This is a genomic window from Mesorhizobium sp. B2-6-4, assembly GCF_006441495.1.
GTDB lineage: Bacteria > Pseudomonadota > Alphaproteobacteria > Rhizobiales > Rhizobiaceae > Mesorhizobium.
On record NZ_VFUE01000017.1, the window covers coordinates 49,316 to 65,687 of the forward strand.

Consider the following 16,372-nt stretch of genomic DNA (forward strand, 5'->3'; position numbering starts at 1 on the left):
CTCACCTCTCCTTGCGGCTGATCAGCACCCGCGCCGCCAGCACGATGATCAGGATGGCGCCGTTGGCCGCCACCTGCCAGTCGGGCGGGATGTGCATGAAGGTAAGCAGCGGCGATGCCGCCAGCGCCAGCGTCAGCGCGCCGATTACCGCTCCGATCGGCGACACGCGGCCGCCGACGAATTCACCGCCGCCGAGGATGACGCCGGCGATCGAAAGCAGCGTATAGCCATTGCCGATATTGGCATCGGCCGAAGTGGTGATGCCGATCAGCGCCATGCCGGACAGCACGCCGAACAGACCCGTCAGCGCGAACAACACGACCTTGGTCTTGAGCAGCGACCAGCCGGCGCGTTTGAGCGCAGCCGGGTTGCCGCCCGAGCCGCGCAGAATCACGCCATAGGAGGTGCGCATCAGGCCGAAATGGACGATGAGGCCAATCAGCAGCGCCGCGATGATCGGGAAGGGCACAAAGGGCGGCTTGAACGCCATGATCGCCAGCAGCCAGTCCGGCGCCTTGCCGCCGGGCTTGGGCAGCACCAGGATGGCCAGCCCCTGCCAGACGAAACTCATGCCCAGCGTCACCACGATCGATGGCAAATTGCGCAGATGGATCAGCGCGCCGAGCAGCGCATAGACACCGATCGATCCGAGCAGGACGAGGACGCCGATGAGCGGTGCGTCCTTCAACCACGTCGCGGTGACGCAACCGACGAAACCGACAAAGGTGCCGATCGACAGGTCGAGCTCGTTGCCCGATATGACGAACATCTGCGCGATCGTCGCCAGCGCGATCGGGATCGCCAGGTTGAGCATCAGGCCGAAGCCGAAATAGCTGATGGCGCGCGGATTGAGCCAGGCGATGGCGAGCAGCACCAGCACCAGCGACAGCGCCGGCAGCAGCCCACGCAGTAGGCGGGCGCGTGCCGCCCCGCTCCCAAAGGTCTTCGAACCGTTTTGAACAGAGACGGCCGTCATCTCAGGCCGCGTCGCCGAAGGAGGACTGGATGATCTTTTCTTCCGTCAGCTCGTCGCGCGTCAGATTGGCGACGATGCGGCCGTTCTTGAAGACATAGACATGGTCGCAATTGTCGAGTTCTTCCGTTTCCGTGGTGTACCAGAGGAAGGTGCGGCCCTTGCCGGCCTCCTCGCGCACGAGATCGTAAACCTCGAGCTTGGTGCCGATGTCGACGCCGCGCATCGGGTCGTCCATCAGCACGATCCCGGCGTCGGAGCCGAGAGCCCGGGCGAACAAAGCCTTCTGCTGGTTGCCGCCCGACAGCGAAAAGATGTTGTTGTTCATATCCGGCGTGCGGATGCCGATCTTCTTTTGCCAGAACCCGGCCAGTTCGGCCTCTCGCCGCGGCGAGATCAGCAGCCCGTTGCGCAGCCGAGCCAGCGAGCGGATGCCGATATTTTCAGCGATCGACCACTGCGGAAAGATGCCGTCCGCCTGGCGGTCGCCGGCCACAAGCGCCACCGGTGCGGTGACCTCGACGCCGGCCTTGGCGCGCGATGCCGCGGCGAAGATCGCCAGCAGCAGGTCGGTCTGGCCATGGCCGGCCAGGCCGGCAAGTCCGATGATCTCGCCGGCGCGGGCCACCAGCTCCTTGCCGTCCTGCTGCCGCGCCGGCCGGGCGCGCACGCGCAACGGGCCGGCCTCGGCTTTCCGGATTTCGGTGGCGGTCCTCCGATGTCCTTCGGCGCCGCCCATGGTGGCGACCAGCCTATCGCGGTCGAAAGCGTTCGCCGCGTCGGCGCCGACAACCTTGCCGTCGCGCATCACGACGATGCGATCGGCGTTCTGCAGCACTTCGCCCAGCACGTGGGAGATGAGAATGCAGCTCCCACCCGACGCGACGAAGCGGCGCACGAAGGCAAGCAACTGCCCCGCCGTGTGCGCGTCGAGCGAGGACGTCGGCTCGTCGAGGATGACCAGGTGGAGCGGCTCGCGGGTCAGCGTGAACGCGCGCGCCACCTCCACCATCTGTCGCCGTCCGATTGAAAGGTCACCGGCGATGTCGGCCGCCGAAATGCCATGGTCGGGAAAGATTTCGTCCAGCTTGGCCGTGATCAGCTCGGCCGCCTTGCGCCGCCAGCCGAAGCCGGTGAGCGAGGCGTGGTTGATGCGCGTGTTCTCGGCGACGCTGAGATTGGGGCACAGCGACAATTCCTGGAACACGCAGCGTATGCCGAGCTGCTGTGCCCGCGACACCGAGTAGTTCTCCTCGGCCTCACCATGCACGCCGATCGTTCCGCTGTCGGGTGTCAGCGTGCCCGCCACCATGTGCATGAGCGTCGATTTGCCGGCGCCGTTGTGGCCGACGAGGCCGACGCACTCGCCGGGCCCGACAGTGAAGTCGACGCCGCCAAGCGCGCGAACGGCGCCGAAGTGTTTTTCGGCGCCGCTCAGTCTGATGATGTCCGCGTTCCCTTCAGGCATGCTCAACGATATCCGGTCGGCGATGTGCACGGCAACGCGTGTGCGACATTCACTTGATATTGGCTTTGATGGCCGCGATGGCATCTTCCTGTGTGTATTCGTGCGTGGCGACACCGCCCTCCTTGATCTTCGGCAGAGCGGCCTCGAAATCGTCCTGAGTGAAGGCGAGATACGGCACCAGCAGGTCGTGCGGAATGTCCTTGCGGCCATCGAGCACTTGCTGCGCCACCCAGAAGGCGAGCGTCGAGACACCGGGCGCGATCGAGGCCGACCAGGTCTGGTAGCCGTCCTTTTCCTTCTGTTCCTTCCACCATTTCAGCTCGTCCTGGCGGTTGCCCATGATGATGGTCGGGCGCGGCTTGCCGGCGGCGGCGAAGGCTTGCGCGGCGCCATAGCCGTCACCGCCCTGGTCGACGATGCCGACGATTTCGGGCAGCGAGGGCAGGATGGTCGCCACCGCCTTCTGCGCCGTCGTCTGGTCCCAGTCGCCGGTCACCGAGCCGACGATCTTGAACTCGGGATGGGCGGCCACGCCTTCGAGGATGCCGGCATGGATGGCGTCGTCGATCGAGGTGCCGGCGAGGCCACGGATCTCGAGCAGGTTGCCGCCCTTGGGCTGGAACTTGGCCATATGCTCGACTTCCTGCTTGCCCATGTCCTTATAGTCGACGACGACGCGGTAGGCGCAGGGTTCGGTGACGATGCCGTCGAAGGAAACGACCACGATGCCGGCGTCGCAGGCCTGCTTGATGGCACCGTTCAGCGCGTCGGGCGAGGCGGCGTTGATGACGATGGCGTCATAGCCCTGTAGAATCAGGTTTTGCACCTGGGCTGCCTGGGTCGGCACTTCCTTGTCGGCCGTCGTGAAGACATCGGCGGCCCCGACCACCTTGTCGGCCACCGCCTTCTTGGTGACGGCGTTGTAGCTGTCGAGCATCGCCTGCCGCCACGAATTGCCGGCGTAATTATTGGAGAAAGCGATCTTCTTGCCGCTGGTGTCGGCAAACGCCGTACCGGCTGCGAGCACCGCTGCAAGGGTGCCCAGGACGAACAGTTTCTTCATGTCATACTCCTCCCGAGTTGCTGGTCTTGATGGCTGCTGGTGACTATCGCGCTTGCGTACCTGTTTTTTATCTATTGTCAGACAAAAGTGCAGAAGGCCGGCGAGCTGTCAACTGCAATCCATAAGATGCCGCTGATCACATTGCGGTGCGACGATTGAAAAGGCTTCGGTGGATGGGCTAGGCATGCGGGCAGGAGGCCGCAGACGTATGGCAGTGACGCCGATCGTTCCCCCGGGGGCTCCGGGAATTCCGGCGCGCTGGACGTCAAGCGCCAAAAGCGGCGTCGGCGCGGCGCTTTCGCCGTCGAGCCGCGTCTGGTTCACGCTCAGCCATGGCATCCTGAACGAGATCTACTATCCCGGTGTCGACAGTGCCTGCACCCGCGACCTCGGCCTGATTGTCACCGGCCCGAACGGATATTTCTCGGAAGAAAAACGTGATGCCTCGCATGGCATCGAACCGTTCGAAGAAGGCGTGCCAGCCTACAGGCTGGTCAACACCGCTGATGACGGCGCCTACCGGATCGAGAAGCGTATCCTGGCCGACCCTGCACGACCCACCTTGCTGCAGGAGATCACCTTCACGCCGCTCAAGGGCGCGCCGGGCGACTACCGCGTCCACGCCTTGCTGGCGCCGCATCTGGTCAATGCCGGCATGGGCAACACCGCCTGGGTCGGCGACCATGAGGGAGAGCCTGTGCTGTTCGCCTCGGGCCGCGGCACTTGCCTTGCGCTGGCCTCATCGCTGCCCTGGCGGAACGGCTCGGCCGGCTATGTCGGCGTCTCCGACGGCTGGCAGCAACTGCGCAACACCGGTCGGCTCGATCCAGCCTTTCAGCAAGCCGAGGACGGCAATGTAGCGCTGACCGGCGAAATCGGGTTTTCCGCCAACAGCACCAAAACGGTACTGGCGCTGGGCTTCGGGGCGACGTCCGAAGAGGCCGCTCGAAATGCCTTCGCCAGCCTCAGGCAGGGTTTCGCGGCGGCGGCGACGTCCTACGCCGAACAATGGCGCGAATGGCAGGCTGGCCTGCTGCGGCTGGACCGCCGTGGCGCGTCCGGAGTGAACAGCTACAGGATCTCCACCGCCGTCCTGGCGACGCACCGGTCATCGCTCATGCCGGGCGCGGCGGTCGCCAGCCTGTCTATCCCATGGGGCTTCGACAAGGGCGACGACGATCTCGGCGGTTACCATCTGGTCTGGCCGCGCGATCTGGTCGAGACGGCGGGCGGCTTTCTCGCCGCCGGCGATGCCGCTTCGGCCCTGCAAACCCTCGACTATCTCTGCTCCATCCAGCAGCCGGATGGCCACTGGCCGCAGAACGCCTGGCTCGATGGGACAGCTTATTGGCCGGGCATCCAGATGGACGAATGCGCCTTTCCGCTGCTGCTGGTGGATGCGCTGCGGCGCCAGGGCCATTTGCCGCGCGCCAGGCTTTTGGCCTTCCTGCCAATGATCGAGCGCGCCGCAGCCTATGTCGTGCGCAATGGACCCGTCACCGGCGAGGACCGTTGGGAGGAGGATTCCGGTTACAGCCCGTTCACGCTCGCCGTTGAGATCGCGGCGCTGCTTGCCGCCGCGGATATGCTGGGGGCCTGCGGCAAGCAGGACGCAGCAAGCTATCTGCGCGAGACCGCCGACGGCTGGAACGACCAGGTCGAGCGCTGGACCTATGTCACCGGCACGGCAGGCTGCGAGGCGACCGGCGTCGCGGGTTACTATGTCCACATCGCACCGCCCGACAGCGCCGAGGCCGGTTCGCCGAAGGACGGCTATGTGCCGATCAAAAACCGCCCGCCTGGCGATGCCGACCGGCCGGCGCAGGAAATCGTCAGCCCGGACGCATTTGCCCTGGTGCGCTTTGGCCTCAGGGCAGCCGACGATCCGCGCATCGTCGACACGGTCAAGGTCATCGACGCGCAGCTGCGCCGGCAACTGCCGCAGGGGCCGCTCTGGTATCGCTACACCGGCGACGGCTATGGCGAGCACGAGGACGGCGCGCCATTCGACGGCACCGGCCAGGGCCGCCCCTGGCCGTTGCTCGCCGGCGAACGGGCCCATTACGAGCTGGCGGCCGGACGCAAGGACAAGGCGACCTCGCTGCTGGCGGCAATGGAGGGCTCGTCCGGACCGGGCGGCCTGTTGCCGGAGCAGATCTGGGACGGCGCCGACCTCCCCGAGCGCGAACTGCTGCATGGCAAGCCCTCGGGCAGCGCCATGCCGCTGGTCTGGGCGCATTCCGAACATATCAAGCTGCTGCGCTCGCTGCGCGACGGCGCGGTGTTCGACATGCCGCCGCAAGGCGTCGAACGCTATATCGACAATAGGACCGTCTCGCCGTTCCGGACATGGCGCTTCAACAACAAGATCCGTTCCATGCCGGCCGGCAAGACAATGCGCGTCGAGCTTTTGGCGAAGGCAACCGTTCATTGGAGCGTCGACAATTGGGCGACCGTGCATGACAGCGCGACCAGCGAGAATGCCTTCGGCGTCCATGTTGCTGATCTGCCGGTCGCCGGCCTGCCCGAGGGGAGCACGCTGATCTTCACTTTTTTCTGGCCCGGCAGCGGCGATTGGGAGAATGTCGACTTCTCCGTCATCATTGGTGAACAGGACAGACTGTAGATCCTTCCCGGCAGATCCTCTTCAAGACACAAGGATGAGACCATGCAGATCGGAATGATGGGACTGGGCCGAATGGGCGCCAACATGGTCCGGCGCCTGATGCGTGACGGCCACGAATGCGTCGTCTACGACATCAACCCGGCAAGCGTCGCGGCCCTGGTCGGCGACGGCGCCTCGGGGGCTGCATCGATGGCGGAATTCGTCGGCAAGCTCGCCAAGCCGCGCTGCGTGTGGCTGATGCTGCCTGCGGCCATCACCGGCAAGATCGTCGATCAGGTGGCGGCGCTGATGGAACCCGGCGACATCATCATCGACGGCGGCAATTCCTACTATCACGACGACGTCGACCGGGCCGCCAAGCTCGCCGCCAAGGGCCTCAACTATGTCGATGTCGGCACCAGCGGCGGCGTCTGGGGCCTGGATCGCGGCTACTGCCTGATGATCGGCGGGCCCGATGACGCGGTCCGGCATCTCGATTCGGTCTTCGCCACGCTGGCGCCCGGCGCGGATGCCGGTGCGCCCGCTCCCGACAAGACGGCCGGCACGGCGCCCTTCGGCTATCTGCATTGTGGCCCGAGCGGCGCCGGCCACTTCGTCAAGATGGTCCATAACGGCATCGAGTACGGCGTCATGGCCGCCTATGCCGAAGGCATGAATATTCTCAAGGCCGGCAATGCCGGCAAGGTCAAGCGCGAGGCCGATGCCGAGACCAGCCCGTTGCAGAACCCCGAATACTACCAGTTTGACATCGACCTTGCCGAAGTGGCCGAGGTCTGGCGGCATGGCAGCGTCATCGGCTCGTGGCTGCTTGATCTCACCGCCGGCGCGTTGAAGAGCGATCCCGGCCTGACCCAGTTTGGCGGCCGGGTGTCCGATTCCGGCGAAGGCCGCTGGACCCTGAAAGCGGCCATCGACACCGGCGTGCCGGCGCCGGTGCTGTCCTCGGCCCTCTTCGACCGCTTCTCCTCGCAAGGCGAATCCGAATTCGCCGACAAGCTCTTGTCGGCCATGCGCTATGCATTCGGCGGCCATGTCGAAAAACCGAAGGCCGGCAAGTGACGGCGGCAGGGGAGACGCGCTCATGAGCCCGGAACGGTCCGATACGCTGGTGCTCTTCGGGGCGACCGGCGACCTCGCCCACAAGAAGATATTTCCTTCCCTCTATGCCATGGTCGCCAAGGGAACGCTTACCGAACCGGTGATCGGCGTCGCCTTCGACGCCTGGGATTTGAGGAAATTGCAGGACCGCGCGCGCGACGGCATCGTCAATACGCTCGGCAAGATCGACGAGAAGGTGTTCGCCAAGCTCGCTTCGCTGCTGCGCTATGTCAGCGGCGACTATCGCGACCCGGCCACGTTCGAGAAACTGAAGAGCGCGCTGGGCACCGCCCAGCGGCCGCTGCACTACATGGCGGTGCCGCCGACCATGTTCGAGACGGTGGTCCAGGGCCTGGAGCAATCGGGCACGGCGCGCGGCGCGCGGCTGATGGTGGAAAAGCCCTTCGGCCATGACCTGCAATCGGCGCGCTGGCTGAACCGGGTGCTGCATCTGGTGTTCGACGAACAGTCGATCTTCCGTATCGATCACTATCTCGGCAAGGAGGCGATCCAGAACCTGCTCTATTTCCGCTTTGCCAATTCCTTCCTGGAACCGATCTGGAACCGCAATTTCGTCGAGAGCGTGCAGATCACCATGGCCGAGGATTTCGGCATCGATGGGCGCGGCCGGTTCTATGACGAGGTCGGCTGCGTCAGGGACGTGATCGAGAACCATCTTCTCAACATCCTCCTGCTGCTGGCGATGGAACCGCCGGTCGGCCGTTCCGCCGACGACCTGATCGACGAGAAGGTGCAGGTGCTGCGCGCGATCCGCACCTTGACCAAGGACGATATCGTGCGTGGCCAATTCGACGGCTATCTCGCCGAGCCCGGCGTGGCGCCCAACTCGCCGGTCGAAACTTTCGCGGCGGTGCGCTTCTTCGTCGACACCTGGCGCTGGCGCGACGTGCCGTTCTTCATCCGCGCCGGCAAGAACATGCCGGTGCATGCCACGGAGGTGATCGTGCGGCTGAAGCGGCCGCCGCTCGATGTCTTCGACCCGATCAAGCCGAACGACGCCAATTATGTGCGCTTCCGCATCGACCCGCAGGTGGCGATCTCGATCGGCGCCCAGCGCAAGGCAGCGGGCGACGACATGGTCGGCGAACAGGTCGAACTGACGGCGCTCGACGACAGCAAGGGCGATATGCCGCCCTATGAACGGCTGATCGGCGATGCCATGAACGGCAATGGCCAGCTTTTTACCCGCCAGGACGCCAGCGAACTTGCCTGGCGCATCGTCGGGCCGGTCCTCGGCGACACCACGCCGCCGCATCTTTATGAACCGAAGACCTGGGGGCCGGCAGCCGCCATGAACGGCTTCGGGCCGCCGAACGGCTGGATCAATCCATCGAAATAGGCTGGGAGAGGGCAGCATGGCCAGGACGGCAAGGCCGAAAGCGGCGAGCGGCGATCCGATCGTGCTGTCGATCGACATAGGCGGCTCGCACGTCAAGATCCTCACCAGCTCAGGCGGTGCTGAGCGCCGCGCCGATTCCGGGCCGGACCTGAGGCCCCAGCAGATGATCGATGCGGTGAAGGCGCTGGCCGACGGACTGTCCTACGACGTCATCTCGATGGGCTATCCCGGCCCGGTGCATCACAACAGGCCCTTGTTCGATCCCGCCAATCTCGGCAAGGGCTGGGCCGGCTTCGACTTCGCCGCGCAGTTCGGCAAACCGGTCAAGGTGGTCAACGACGCGCTGATGCAGGCCATCGGCAGCTATGAAGGCGGTCGCATGCTGTTCCTGGGGTGGGGAACCGGCCTAGGTGCGGCGATGATCGTCGACAACGTCGCCCAACCGATGGAACTCGCCCATCTTCCCTATAAGAAGGGCAAGAGCTTCGAGGACTATGTCGGTGAGCGCGGCCTGATAAAACGCGGCAAGAAGAAATGGCGAAAATCCGTTTTCGACGTCGTCGACCGGCTGCGCGCCGCCATGCAGCCCGATTATGTCGTCATCGGCGGCGGCAATGTCGACAAGCTCGGCGATTTGCCCGCCGACAGCAGGCGCGGCGACAACACACGCGCCTTCGAAGGCGGATTTCGTCTGTGGCGAGACAAGGCCCTGATCGTCTGATAGTATTACAGTTCAGTATAGTTATTCAAAATAATGTGTGACGCGGGGCCAAGTCGTTGCATTGCGCAGATTTGCCGACTAGGAATTCCGGCGCACTACATCGCGACGAACCGCGAGGGACGTGCAAAGACGCCGCCGCACTTTAACTTTGCGCATCATCCCATCCGAAACTGTGCCGATTTCGGGCCCCATACGCCATAGACGGAGGAAAATAGATTGACCGACGACAGCAACGACGCTCGCAAGGATATCGACCTTCTCGAGCTGACCGCCCATATCGTGTCGGCTTACGTCGAGAAGAACCGCCTGCCCGCCTCCGGCCTGGCCGACCTCATCGCCAGCGTCAGCGCTTCGATCAGCGGGCTCGGCCAGCCGGCCGTACCCGTGGCGGCGCCGCTCGTGCCGGCGGTCAATCCCAAGAAGTCGGTGACGCCGGATTTCATCATCTGCCTGGAGGACGGCAAGAAGTTCAAATCGCTGAAGCGTCATCTGGGCGTGCATTTCGGCCTGACGCCGGACGCCTACCGAGCCAAATGGGGCTTGCCGTCGGACTATCCGATGGTCGCTCCCAATTACGCGGCCTCGCGTTCGGAACTGGCTAAGTCGATCGGTCTCGGCCGCAAGGCCGTCGCCCCGAAAGCGCCGGCCAGGGGCAGGAAAGCCAAGGTCTCGGCCTGAGCGCGCATTCCGGCGCTGAGCCAATGGTTTGATTGAGGCCTGCCGGCGGTTCCGTCTTGGCAGGCTGCCCGATGTTGCGCTCTTCCACGGCGAGCGCGCAATTGCAGGGGGGCTCGACGCCATCTCCGGCGAGCTGAGGGAATGATTTTCCACCCCGCCTGCAGGCAGGCAGGAAAGCTCAGTTCGCTGCCGGAACGGAACAGCTCAGATCGCCTTCCTTGCAGTTCAGGTAACCGTCGAAATCCTTGACCCGGGATTGCGTCAGGCCATCCATGCACATCGAGAGGAGCATGGGGACCACGCTGCCTCCGGCCGCTCCCGCGGTCTGAAAATTGCACTCAGCGTCGCGGAACTTGATCCAATCCTGCTGCGCTTGGACAAGAAGCTTCTTGGTATCCGCGTCGTCCTTCAGGCGGGTTTCGATCTGCTTGTAAAGTTCGTTGAGCTTCTTGTCGGATTTCCTGAACGAAGCATCGGCGCACTGGTTCATGGTGGCCTGATCCTTGGCGTCGGCACACTTGTCCTTGGCAAAAGCGAAAGCCGGCATGGCCAGAACCACGGCGGTGGTCAGAATTGCGGTTTTCATTGGTCTCGTCCTCTTTGCAGGTGAGCGGCATCGTCATTCCGTAACGGTTTCGGCGAAGCACCTGGCCAGCTTTTCCGGTGCTCCAAGCTTCTTCGCCCAGGATACCAGTCCAGGCTTTTCCGATGGATCGGCATAGCCGCCCCATACGTCACGAAACTGCTTCTTTCCGTCGACGGTCTGGAAGAACATCACGCCGTCATCGCTCACAGGCGTGGAGACATAAGCGGCGCTCCAGTTGCCGCTTTCCAAGATGGTGATGAACTTGGCGCGGGCGGGCTTGAACTTATTGTCCATCGCCGAAGCGACGAGCGGTGCATATTCCTGTTTGCGCGCCTTCGTCACTTCGACCTTGACGCCGTCGCAGGCATCGTTCGCGAAAGCAGATGTCGGTATCAATCCCGCCAGCCCGATCATGACGGTTTTGGCGTGCCGTCGAACCAAGTCGCCGAATTCAGACATGGGTGGTTTTCCTCTTCCTTTGCGGAGTGTGGCTGTCAGTCGGAATCGTCGTCATCGGACGAATTGTCATCGTCAGGCGCATCGACCTGGCAGCCGATGCCATTGCACCCCTGATAGTTGCCCTGCGTATCGAAGCTTGGATTGCCGGGCTGTGGCCCATGCATTCGACGACTTTGCGGCCGGCCGTCGCAATTCCTCAAGTCGAGGGGAGCGCTCCCAGCGGGAGCCGCCTTGGCGAATGTCCATTTCCCTCTCCATGCCTAGCGCCCATCCGCCCAAGCATGCCAACGATCCGCCGGCGCGGTTGATGTATCCATAGGTTGTAGCCGATGTCGCCGGCTAGCAAGGGAAAATTGCCAGATCTTGAGTTCTGTTTTGAGAATGCTTAATAATCCAGTAAGCGCCCTGCTTGATTTAGCAAGTACTTAAATATAATTGACAGAAAGGCTCCAGCAAAAAGATTGCTGGGTTACGCCTACGCTTTTCGACTATTCCAACATAAAATGGTCTATTATTCCAATTCACAAGGGACGACGATATATAAGGGTGAAGTTACGCTCGACATTATCGCCAGAACCCCAATGTATTGGTAGGTTTCGGCCAGGCCAGTGGGCAGGCCAAAAGAATGCTGCTCACGGATCGGCTTTCAAGGTTATCGCGTGCACGATGGGGGAGACATGCGGTCTTCGAGACACCCGATAGGCTTTCCTGTCCCGCTGGGTCTTGGCGGGTGAGTTTCGTGTGCGTTCGATGGAACACGCCAGAAAATCCTTGATCCAGAACCTGTTTTTTGCGCGCGTCATACGTCGAACTGGGCTAAAGGGTTCCCCGGCCGGACCAGCGTCCATCGTGGAAGTGCCCCGCCGGCCTCCATCCTTCTAACGGGGCCTCGTTCCATGACCGCCGAACAGATATCACCGGACCAGCGCTATGCCGCGTTCCGCCATCGCTCCTTCCTGAGCTATTGGGCGGCGCGCTTCCTCACCACATTCGCCACCATGATCGTTTCCGTCGCGGTCGGCTGGCAGATGTACGACCTGACCCGCGACCCGCTCGATCTCGGTCTTGTCGGCATCGTCCAGTTCCTGCCTTCGCTACTCCTGGTGCTGGTCACCGGGGTCGTTGCCGACCGTTTCGGCCGCCGGCTGATCATGGCGCTGGCGGTGCTACTCGAGGCGATCTGCGCGCTCGCGCTGCTCATCCTGACCCTGCGCGGCATCAGTGGCCCGCTGCCAATCTTCATCGTGCTCGCCATGTTCGGCATCGCCCGCGCCTTCTTCGGACCGGCCTCGTCGTCGCTGTTCGCCAATCTGGTGCCGCCCCGGGATTTCGCCAACGCCATTGCCTGGAACTCGTCGGCCTGGCAGACGGCGACCATCGTCGGGCCGGTCGCCGGCGGCCTTCTCTACGGCGTATCGGCCGAGGTGGCCTATGGCACGGCCACGGCGCTGATGCTCGTCGCCGGGCTGCTGATCTTCACCATACCGAGGCCGGCACAGCGCAGCGAGACCGACAAGCCGACCATGCAGACCCTGTTCGCCGGCTTCGGTTACATCTGGGGCGAGAAGATCGTGCTTGGCGCCATCTCGCTCGATCTCTTCGCCGTGCTCCTGTCCGGCGCCTCGGCGCTGCTACCGATCTATGCCCGCGACATATTGCAACTCGGTCCCTGGGGACTTGGTTTGCTGCGCTCGGCGCCAGGGGTGGGTGCCATCTGTGTCGCCATCTGGCTCGCTGGTCATCCTATCCGAAACCACGCGGGCCTGATCATGCTCGGCTTCGTGGCCGCGTTCGGCGCCTTTACGGTGCTGTTCGGCCTGTCGACCTTCACCTGGCTGTCGATCCTGGCATTGGCCTTCCTCGGCGCCACCGACATGTTCAGCGTCTACATCAGGGAAACGTTGATCCAGCTCTGGACCCCCGATCATGTCCGCGGCCGCGTCAACGCCGTCAATCAGGTCTTCGTCGGCGCCTCCAACGAGCTCGGCGAATTCCGCGCCGGCACCATGGCGGCGCTGATCGGCACGGTGCCTGCCGTCGTCATCGGCGGCGTCGGCGCCATTGCCGTTGCCGGCCTGTGGGCCTATCTGTTCCCGGCGCTCCGAAGGGTGCGGCACCTCAGTGGACGAAACTGACGGGGATCGAATTCAGGTCCACCGGTATCGGCGGGCTGCGAATCTGTGCTAAGCCGCCGCCCGACCAATCAAAGGACGATAACTGTGAGCGAACCGACCGTGGCTGAGGCAACCGAGAGTATCTATGTGTCGCTGCGGGCCGATAATGCCGATCTCGACGCCCATATCGCGACGCTTAAGGCAGCGCTGGCACGAGAGGGGATGAAGCAGGCGGTGTTCGATCCCACCAAACTGGCGCAGAACAACCGCTCGGGCCGCAAATTGATGCAGGCTTATTTTCGTCAGCGCGGCGTGAGCGTGACGTTTTCGAACTAGCAGGTGTTAAACGACCCGCCATCAGGGGATGGTTGTGCCGCGACCGCGCCGTCGGCCGCCGAAAATCAGCACCAGGAACTCGTCCAGCCAGCGCTTGAGGTGCATGTCCCAGATCAGCCTGCCGCCGAGATGGTCGCGGCCGGGCTGGGCGCCCGGCAATTCGAAGCGGTGCGCGCCGCGCACCACCCAGCGCTGCATCATCAGCCTGGTCAATTCGCCGTGGAACTGGATGCCCCAGGCATTGTCGCGGTAGCGGAAAGCCTGGTTGGGATAGGTCTCGGCGGTCGCCAGCAAGGTCGCGTCGCTCGGCAGCGAAAAACCTTCGCGATGGAACTGATAGACCATTTCGGGCCAGTGCATCAGCTTTCTGCCGGCTTCGGTCGCCTTCAACGGATACCAGCCGATCTCGACAAGCCCTTCGCCATGCCCCTCGACCTTGCCGCCCAAATGGTTGACCAGCATCTGCGCGCCAAGGCAGATGCCCAGCAGCGGCCGGTTCTCGCGCAGCGGAACCTCAAGCCACTCGGTCTCGCGGCGGACGAACTCGTCCTCGTCATTGGCGCTCATCGGCCCGCCGAACACCACGGCCCCGGCATGGCCGTCGAGCGTCTCTGGCAAGGGATCGCCAAGCGGCGGGCGGCGGATGTCGAGATCGAAGCCCTCTTCGAGAAGCATGTGGCCGACGCGCCCGGGGCTCGAATTCTCCTGATGCAGCACGATCAGGATTCTCGGCTTCGAACGCGGCGGCATCGGCGGCATCGGCGGATGGATCCTATTCGTCGCTCGACGTTCCACGGGCCCCCGGCGCCGCGGCCGCCGCCTTGCGGCGCGCCTCGATGCGATCCTGGCGTTCGACGCCGATCAGCTCGGCAACGCGCCAGACCGTGTTGTCTTCCAACTCGTGCAGCTCGCCATCGGCATAGACGATCTCCCACATCAGGCCGATGAAAGCCTTGCGGCCTTCGGCATCGAGGTGGCGCTTCAGCACGCTGGTGAAGGCATAGAGGTCGATCGCCTCGTTGTCGGCGCGCTCGCCGGCGGCGGCCAGCGCGTCGAGCTCGTTGCCGCTGACCGAATAGGCCTGCGCCAGCACTGCCTTGAACCGTTCCCACTCGACGTCCTGGCGCACGCCGTCGGCGCTCATCACGTGGTAGAGCAGCGCCGAGGCTGCCACGCGCGGATCATCGGCGCTGGCGCGGGCGCCGGTGCCGGTCGGCAAATCCCTCAGAAACGACAAAACGCGTTCGAACATCGATCCATTCCCAAACGGCCGGGCCACCCAGCCAACTCAAAACAACCGGAACCGGCGCGGCGACTTTTCCGCCGCATCGTCCGGATCGACGCCGGGATCGTCCGGCAGGCGTGCCAGTTCCTGCGCCGGTTCGACGGCCTCGGCATCGGCGGGCACCGCGGCGAAAGCCTGCGCCGTCACCGGCCTGACGTGGTCCTGATCGTTCTCGGCCTGCTTGCCGGCCGTCTCGCCGCCCGGGCCAGCGTGATCGATCACCTCGACCGACTCTTCCTGCGCCGGCCTGCCCGGCGCCTCGATCGCCACCGCCGGGGCGTCCGGCGCATCGTCACGGCTGTCGATCAGCTGGCCGAGACGCTCCATCGGGGCGCGCCACTCGAAGGCGTCAAGCCGGCCGGTGACCGGCGATACCGGCGCCCAGCGCTCCGAGACGACGCCGTCGGCGACCCAGGCCGGGTCGCGCGGCGCCCGCACCGCCTTGGACAAGAGCTGTCGCACCTTGCCTTGGTCGCCCGTCTCGGCTTCTTCGATGTCGGCCAAAAGCAGATAGGCGCCCTCGCGGCGGTCCATCCGGATCGCCGCCTCGGCTTCGCGGCGGGCAGTCGCAAAATCCTGTGCATCGAGCGCGGCGCGCGCCACCGTCATCGAGGATTCGGCGTGGTTCTTCTTCATCTCCTGCAATTTCCTCGCCCGGTTGAGGCGATCGAGCACGGCGTCACCCGGCCTTGCATGGGTATAGAGCTCCGCTATCTCCGGATGCGGTTCGGCCCTCCAGGCTGTCTCGAGGATCTTCGAGCCCTTGCGCACGTCGTTCTGGCGAAACAGCAGCGTCGCAGCCGCGACCGCGGCCGGCGCGAACTCCGGCTGCAGCCGATTGGCCTCTATCGCCGCCGTGCGGGCGGCTGCGGGATCGCTGTCGGCGAGTGACTGCGCCTTGGCGGTCAACAGCACGGCGCGTCGGCGGTTGGCGGCGTCACGTTCGATCTGGCGGGTCGCCTTCTGCGCCTCGACCAGCTTCAGCGCGCCGTCCCAGTCGCCGCGCCCGGTCAGCTCTTCAAGCGTCGATTCGGCCGCCCAGGCCAGTTGCGGCGCCATGCCGGCGGCGCGCCCAGCATAGTGCCTGGCGGCATTGCGGTCCCCCAGGCGCTCGGCTTCGAGATAAAGCCCGCGCAGGCCGAGCAGCCGCATTTCGGGATCGTCGAGCATGCTCTCGAATTTCTGGCGCGCGCCTTCGTGGTCGCCTTCGAGCAGCGAAGCCTGGGCCTCGAGCAGATGGATCAATGGCTCCTGGTCGGAGCGGATCAGCTTGGCCGCTTCCTTGGTCTTCTTGCGGGCCAGCGCGCCGTCGCCGGCGCCGGCGGCGATCATGCCGGTCGACAGCGCCTGATAGCCGCGGTCGCGGCGCCGCACCCGGAAATAGCGCGAAATGGTGTAGGGGCTGTTCCAGACCGACTTGATCAGCCACCACAGGATCATCACCGCCGCGACGACAGCGACCACCGCCACCGCCGCCACCATCAGGCTGACCTGATACTGGTAGCCGTTGAAGGTGATGACCATGTCACCCGGCCGGTCCGCCAGCCAGGCAAAGCCTAGGCCCAGCGCGAAGACGACGGCGAGGAAGAGCAGGATTCGGATCAT

The 16,372-nt window shown here is 64.3% G+C and carries 15 protein-coding genes; 7 read left to right on the plus strand and 8 right to left on the minus strand.

Annotated features, from left to right (window positions below):
* Window position 1 precedes the first annotated feature (1 nt).
* Genes FJ426_RS22480 through FJ426_RS22490 form a run of 3 tightly spaced genes read right to left on the minus strand, consistent with a single transcriptional unit; the run spans window position 2 to window position 3,504 of the window.
* On the minus strand, window positions 2–976 hold the full coding sequence (locus tag FJ426_RS22480; protein ID WP_140559250.1) for an ABC transporter permease: 975 nt from the start codon (window positions 974–976) through the stop codon (window positions 2–4).
* Window position 977: 1 nt separating this feature from the next.
* Window positions 978–2,441: a sugar ABC transporter ATP-binding protein gene (locus FJ426_RS22485; RefSeq protein WP_140559251.1), complete on the minus strand. Its 1,464-nt coding sequence runs from the start codon at window positions 2,439–2,441 to the stop codon at window positions 978–980.
* 49 nt (window positions 2,442–2,490) lie between these two features.
* A complete protein-coding gene (locus tag FJ426_RS22490; RefSeq protein WP_140492600.1) occupies window positions 2,491–3,504 on the minus strand; it encodes an ABC transporter substrate-binding protein in 1,014 nt (337 codons plus the stop codon).
* 208 nt (window positions 3,505–3,712) lie between these two features.
* On the opposite strand from FJ426_RS22490, the gene FJ426_RS22495 reads away from it, so the two are divergent.
* The 5 genes from FJ426_RS22495 to FJ426_RS22515 all read left to right on the plus strand — a co-directional run bounded on the left by FJ426_RS22495 (window position 3,713) and on the right by FJ426_RS22515 (window position 9,987).
* On the plus strand, window positions 3,713–6,130 hold the full coding sequence (locus tag FJ426_RS22495) for a glucan 1,4-alpha-glucosidase (RefSeq protein WP_140825526.1): 2,418 nt from the start codon (window positions 3,713–3,715) through the stop codon (window positions 6,128–6,130).
* A 42-nt stretch (window positions 6,131–6,172) separates the two neighbouring features.
* Entirely contained in the window at window positions 6,173–7,189 is a 1,017-nt protein-coding gene (gnd, locus tag FJ426_RS22500) for a phosphogluconate dehydrogenase (NAD(+)-dependent, decarboxylating) (RefSeq protein ID WP_140492606.1), read from the plus strand.
* Window positions 7,190–7,211: 22 nt separating this feature from the next.
* Window positions 7,212–8,588, plus strand: coding sequence for a glucose-6-phosphate dehydrogenase (gene zwf / locus FJ426_RS22505; protein WP_140513965.1), 1,377 nt, complete (start codon window positions 7,212–7,214; stop codon window positions 8,586–8,588).
* Window positions 8,589–8,604: 16 nt separating this feature from the next.
* Complete coding sequence (locus FJ426_RS22510; protein WP_140559253.1) at window positions 8,605–9,309, plus strand: ROK family protein; 705 nt, start codon at window positions 8,605–8,607, stop codon at window positions 9,307–9,309.
* Between the two features lie 216 nt (window positions 9,310–9,525).
* Entirely contained in the window at window positions 9,526–9,987 is a 462-nt protein-coding gene (locus FJ426_RS22515) for a MucR family transcriptional regulator (RefSeq protein ID WP_140492615.1), read from the plus strand.
* A gap of 178 nt (window positions 9,988–10,165) precedes the next feature.
* Here FJ426_RS22515 and FJ426_RS22520 read toward each other — a convergent pair whose 3' ends face one another.
* Window positions 10,166–10,573: a lysozyme inhibitor LprI family protein gene (locus tag FJ426_RS22520; protein WP_140513964.1), complete on the minus strand. Its 408-nt coding sequence runs from the start codon at window positions 10,571–10,573 to the stop codon at window positions 10,166–10,168.
* Between the two features lie 33 nt (window positions 10,574–10,606).
* Window positions 10,607–11,032, minus strand: a complete 426-nt coding sequence (locus FJ426_RS22525; protein ID WP_140513963.1) for a hypothetical protein — start codon at window positions 11,030–11,032, stop codon at window positions 10,607–10,609.
* Between the two features lie 896 nt (window positions 11,033–11,928).
* On the opposite strand from FJ426_RS22525, the gene FJ426_RS22530 reads away from it, so the two are divergent.
* Both FJ426_RS22530 and FJ426_RS22535 read left to right on the plus strand, forming a co-directional pair.
* Window positions 11,929–13,167: an MFS transporter gene (locus tag FJ426_RS22530; RefSeq protein WP_140513962.1), complete on the plus strand. Its 1,239-nt coding sequence runs from the start codon at window positions 11,929–11,931 to the stop codon at window positions 13,165–13,167.
* A gap of 84 nt (window positions 13,168–13,251) precedes the next feature.
* Window positions 13,252–13,482: a hypothetical protein gene (locus tag FJ426_RS22535; protein WP_140492627.1), complete on the plus strand. Its 231-nt coding sequence runs from the start codon at window positions 13,252–13,254 to the stop codon at window positions 13,480–13,482.
* Between the two features lie 21 nt (window positions 13,483–13,503).
* Here the strand turns inward: FJ426_RS22535 and FJ426_RS22540 are convergent, their stop codons facing one another.
* Genes FJ426_RS22540 through FJ426_RS22550 form a run of 3 tightly spaced genes read right to left on the minus strand, consistent with a single transcriptional unit; the run spans window position 13,504 to window position 16,372 of the window.
* Entirely contained in the window at window positions 13,504–14,232 is a 729-nt protein-coding gene (locus FJ426_RS22540; protein WP_140559254.1) for a glutamine amidotransferase, read from the minus strand.
* Window positions 14,233–14,254: 22 nt separating this feature from the next.
* Window positions 14,255–14,734, minus strand: coding sequence for a TerB family tellurite resistance protein (locus tag FJ426_RS22545; protein WP_140492633.1), 480 nt, complete (start codon window positions 14,732–14,734; stop codon window positions 14,255–14,257).
* A 36-nt stretch (window positions 14,735–14,770) separates the two neighbouring features.
* The gene (locus FJ426_RS22550) at window positions 14,771–16,372 is read right to left on the minus strand and encodes a heme biosynthesis protein HemY (RefSeq protein ID WP_140513961.1); all 1,602 of its coding nucleotides are present in this window, start codon (window positions 16,370–16,372) and stop codon (window positions 14,771–14,773) included.

What these genes read in the sequence shown, in the direction of transcription:
- gnd (WP_140492606.1), top strand. Translation starts at nt 6,173, where the DNA reads ATGCAGATCGGAATGATGGGACTGGGCCGAATGGGCGCCAACATGGTC.
- FJ426_RS22550 (WP_140513961.1), bottom strand. Translation starts at nt 16,372, where the DNA reads ATGATCCGAATCCTGCTCTTCCTCGCCGTCGTCTTCGCGCTGGGCCTA.
- FJ426_RS22495 (WP_140825526.1), top strand. Translation starts at nt 3,713, where the DNA reads ATGGCAGTGACGCCGATCGTTCCCCCGGGGGCTCCGGGAATTCCGGCG.
- FJ426_RS22540 (WP_140559254.1), bottom strand. Translation starts at nt 14,232, where the DNA reads ATGCCGCCGCGTTCGAAGCCGAGAATCCTGATCGTGCTGCATCAGGAG.
- FJ426_RS22490 (WP_140492600.1), bottom strand. Translation starts at nt 3,504, where the DNA reads ATGAAGAAACTGTTCGTCCTGGGCACCCTTGCAGCGGTGCTCGCAGCC.
- FJ426_RS22525 (WP_140513963.1), bottom strand. Translation starts at nt 11,032, where the DNA reads ATGTCTGAATTCGGCGACTTGGTTCGACGGCACGCCAAAACCGTCATG.
- FJ426_RS22485 (WP_140559251.1), bottom strand. Translation starts at nt 2,441, where the DNA reads ATGCCTGAAGGGAACGCGGACATCATCAGACTGAGCGGCGCCGAAAAA.
- FJ426_RS22510 (WP_140559253.1), top strand. Translation starts at nt 8,605, where the DNA reads ATGGCCAGGACGGCAAGGCCGAAAGCGGCGAGCGGCGATCCGATCGTG.
- FJ426_RS22480 (WP_140559250.1), bottom strand. Translation starts at nt 976, where the DNA reads ATGACGGCCGTCTCTGTTCAAAACGGTTCGAAGACCTTTGGGAGCGGG.
- FJ426_RS22545 (WP_140492633.1), bottom strand. Translation starts at nt 14,734, where the DNA reads ATGTTCGAACGCGTTTTGTCGTTTCTGAGGGATTTGCCGACCGGCACC.
- FJ426_RS22520 (WP_140513964.1), bottom strand. Translation starts at nt 10,573, where the DNA reads ATGAAAACCGCAATTCTGACCACCGCCGTGGTTCTGGCCATGCCGGCT.
- zwf (WP_140513965.1), top strand. Translation starts at nt 7,212, where the DNA reads ATGAGCCCGGAACGGTCCGATACGCTGGTGCTCTTCGGGGCGACCGGC.
- FJ426_RS22530 (WP_140513962.1), top strand. Translation starts at nt 11,929, where the DNA reads ATGACCGCCGAACAGATATCACCGGACCAGCGCTATGCCGCGTTCCGC.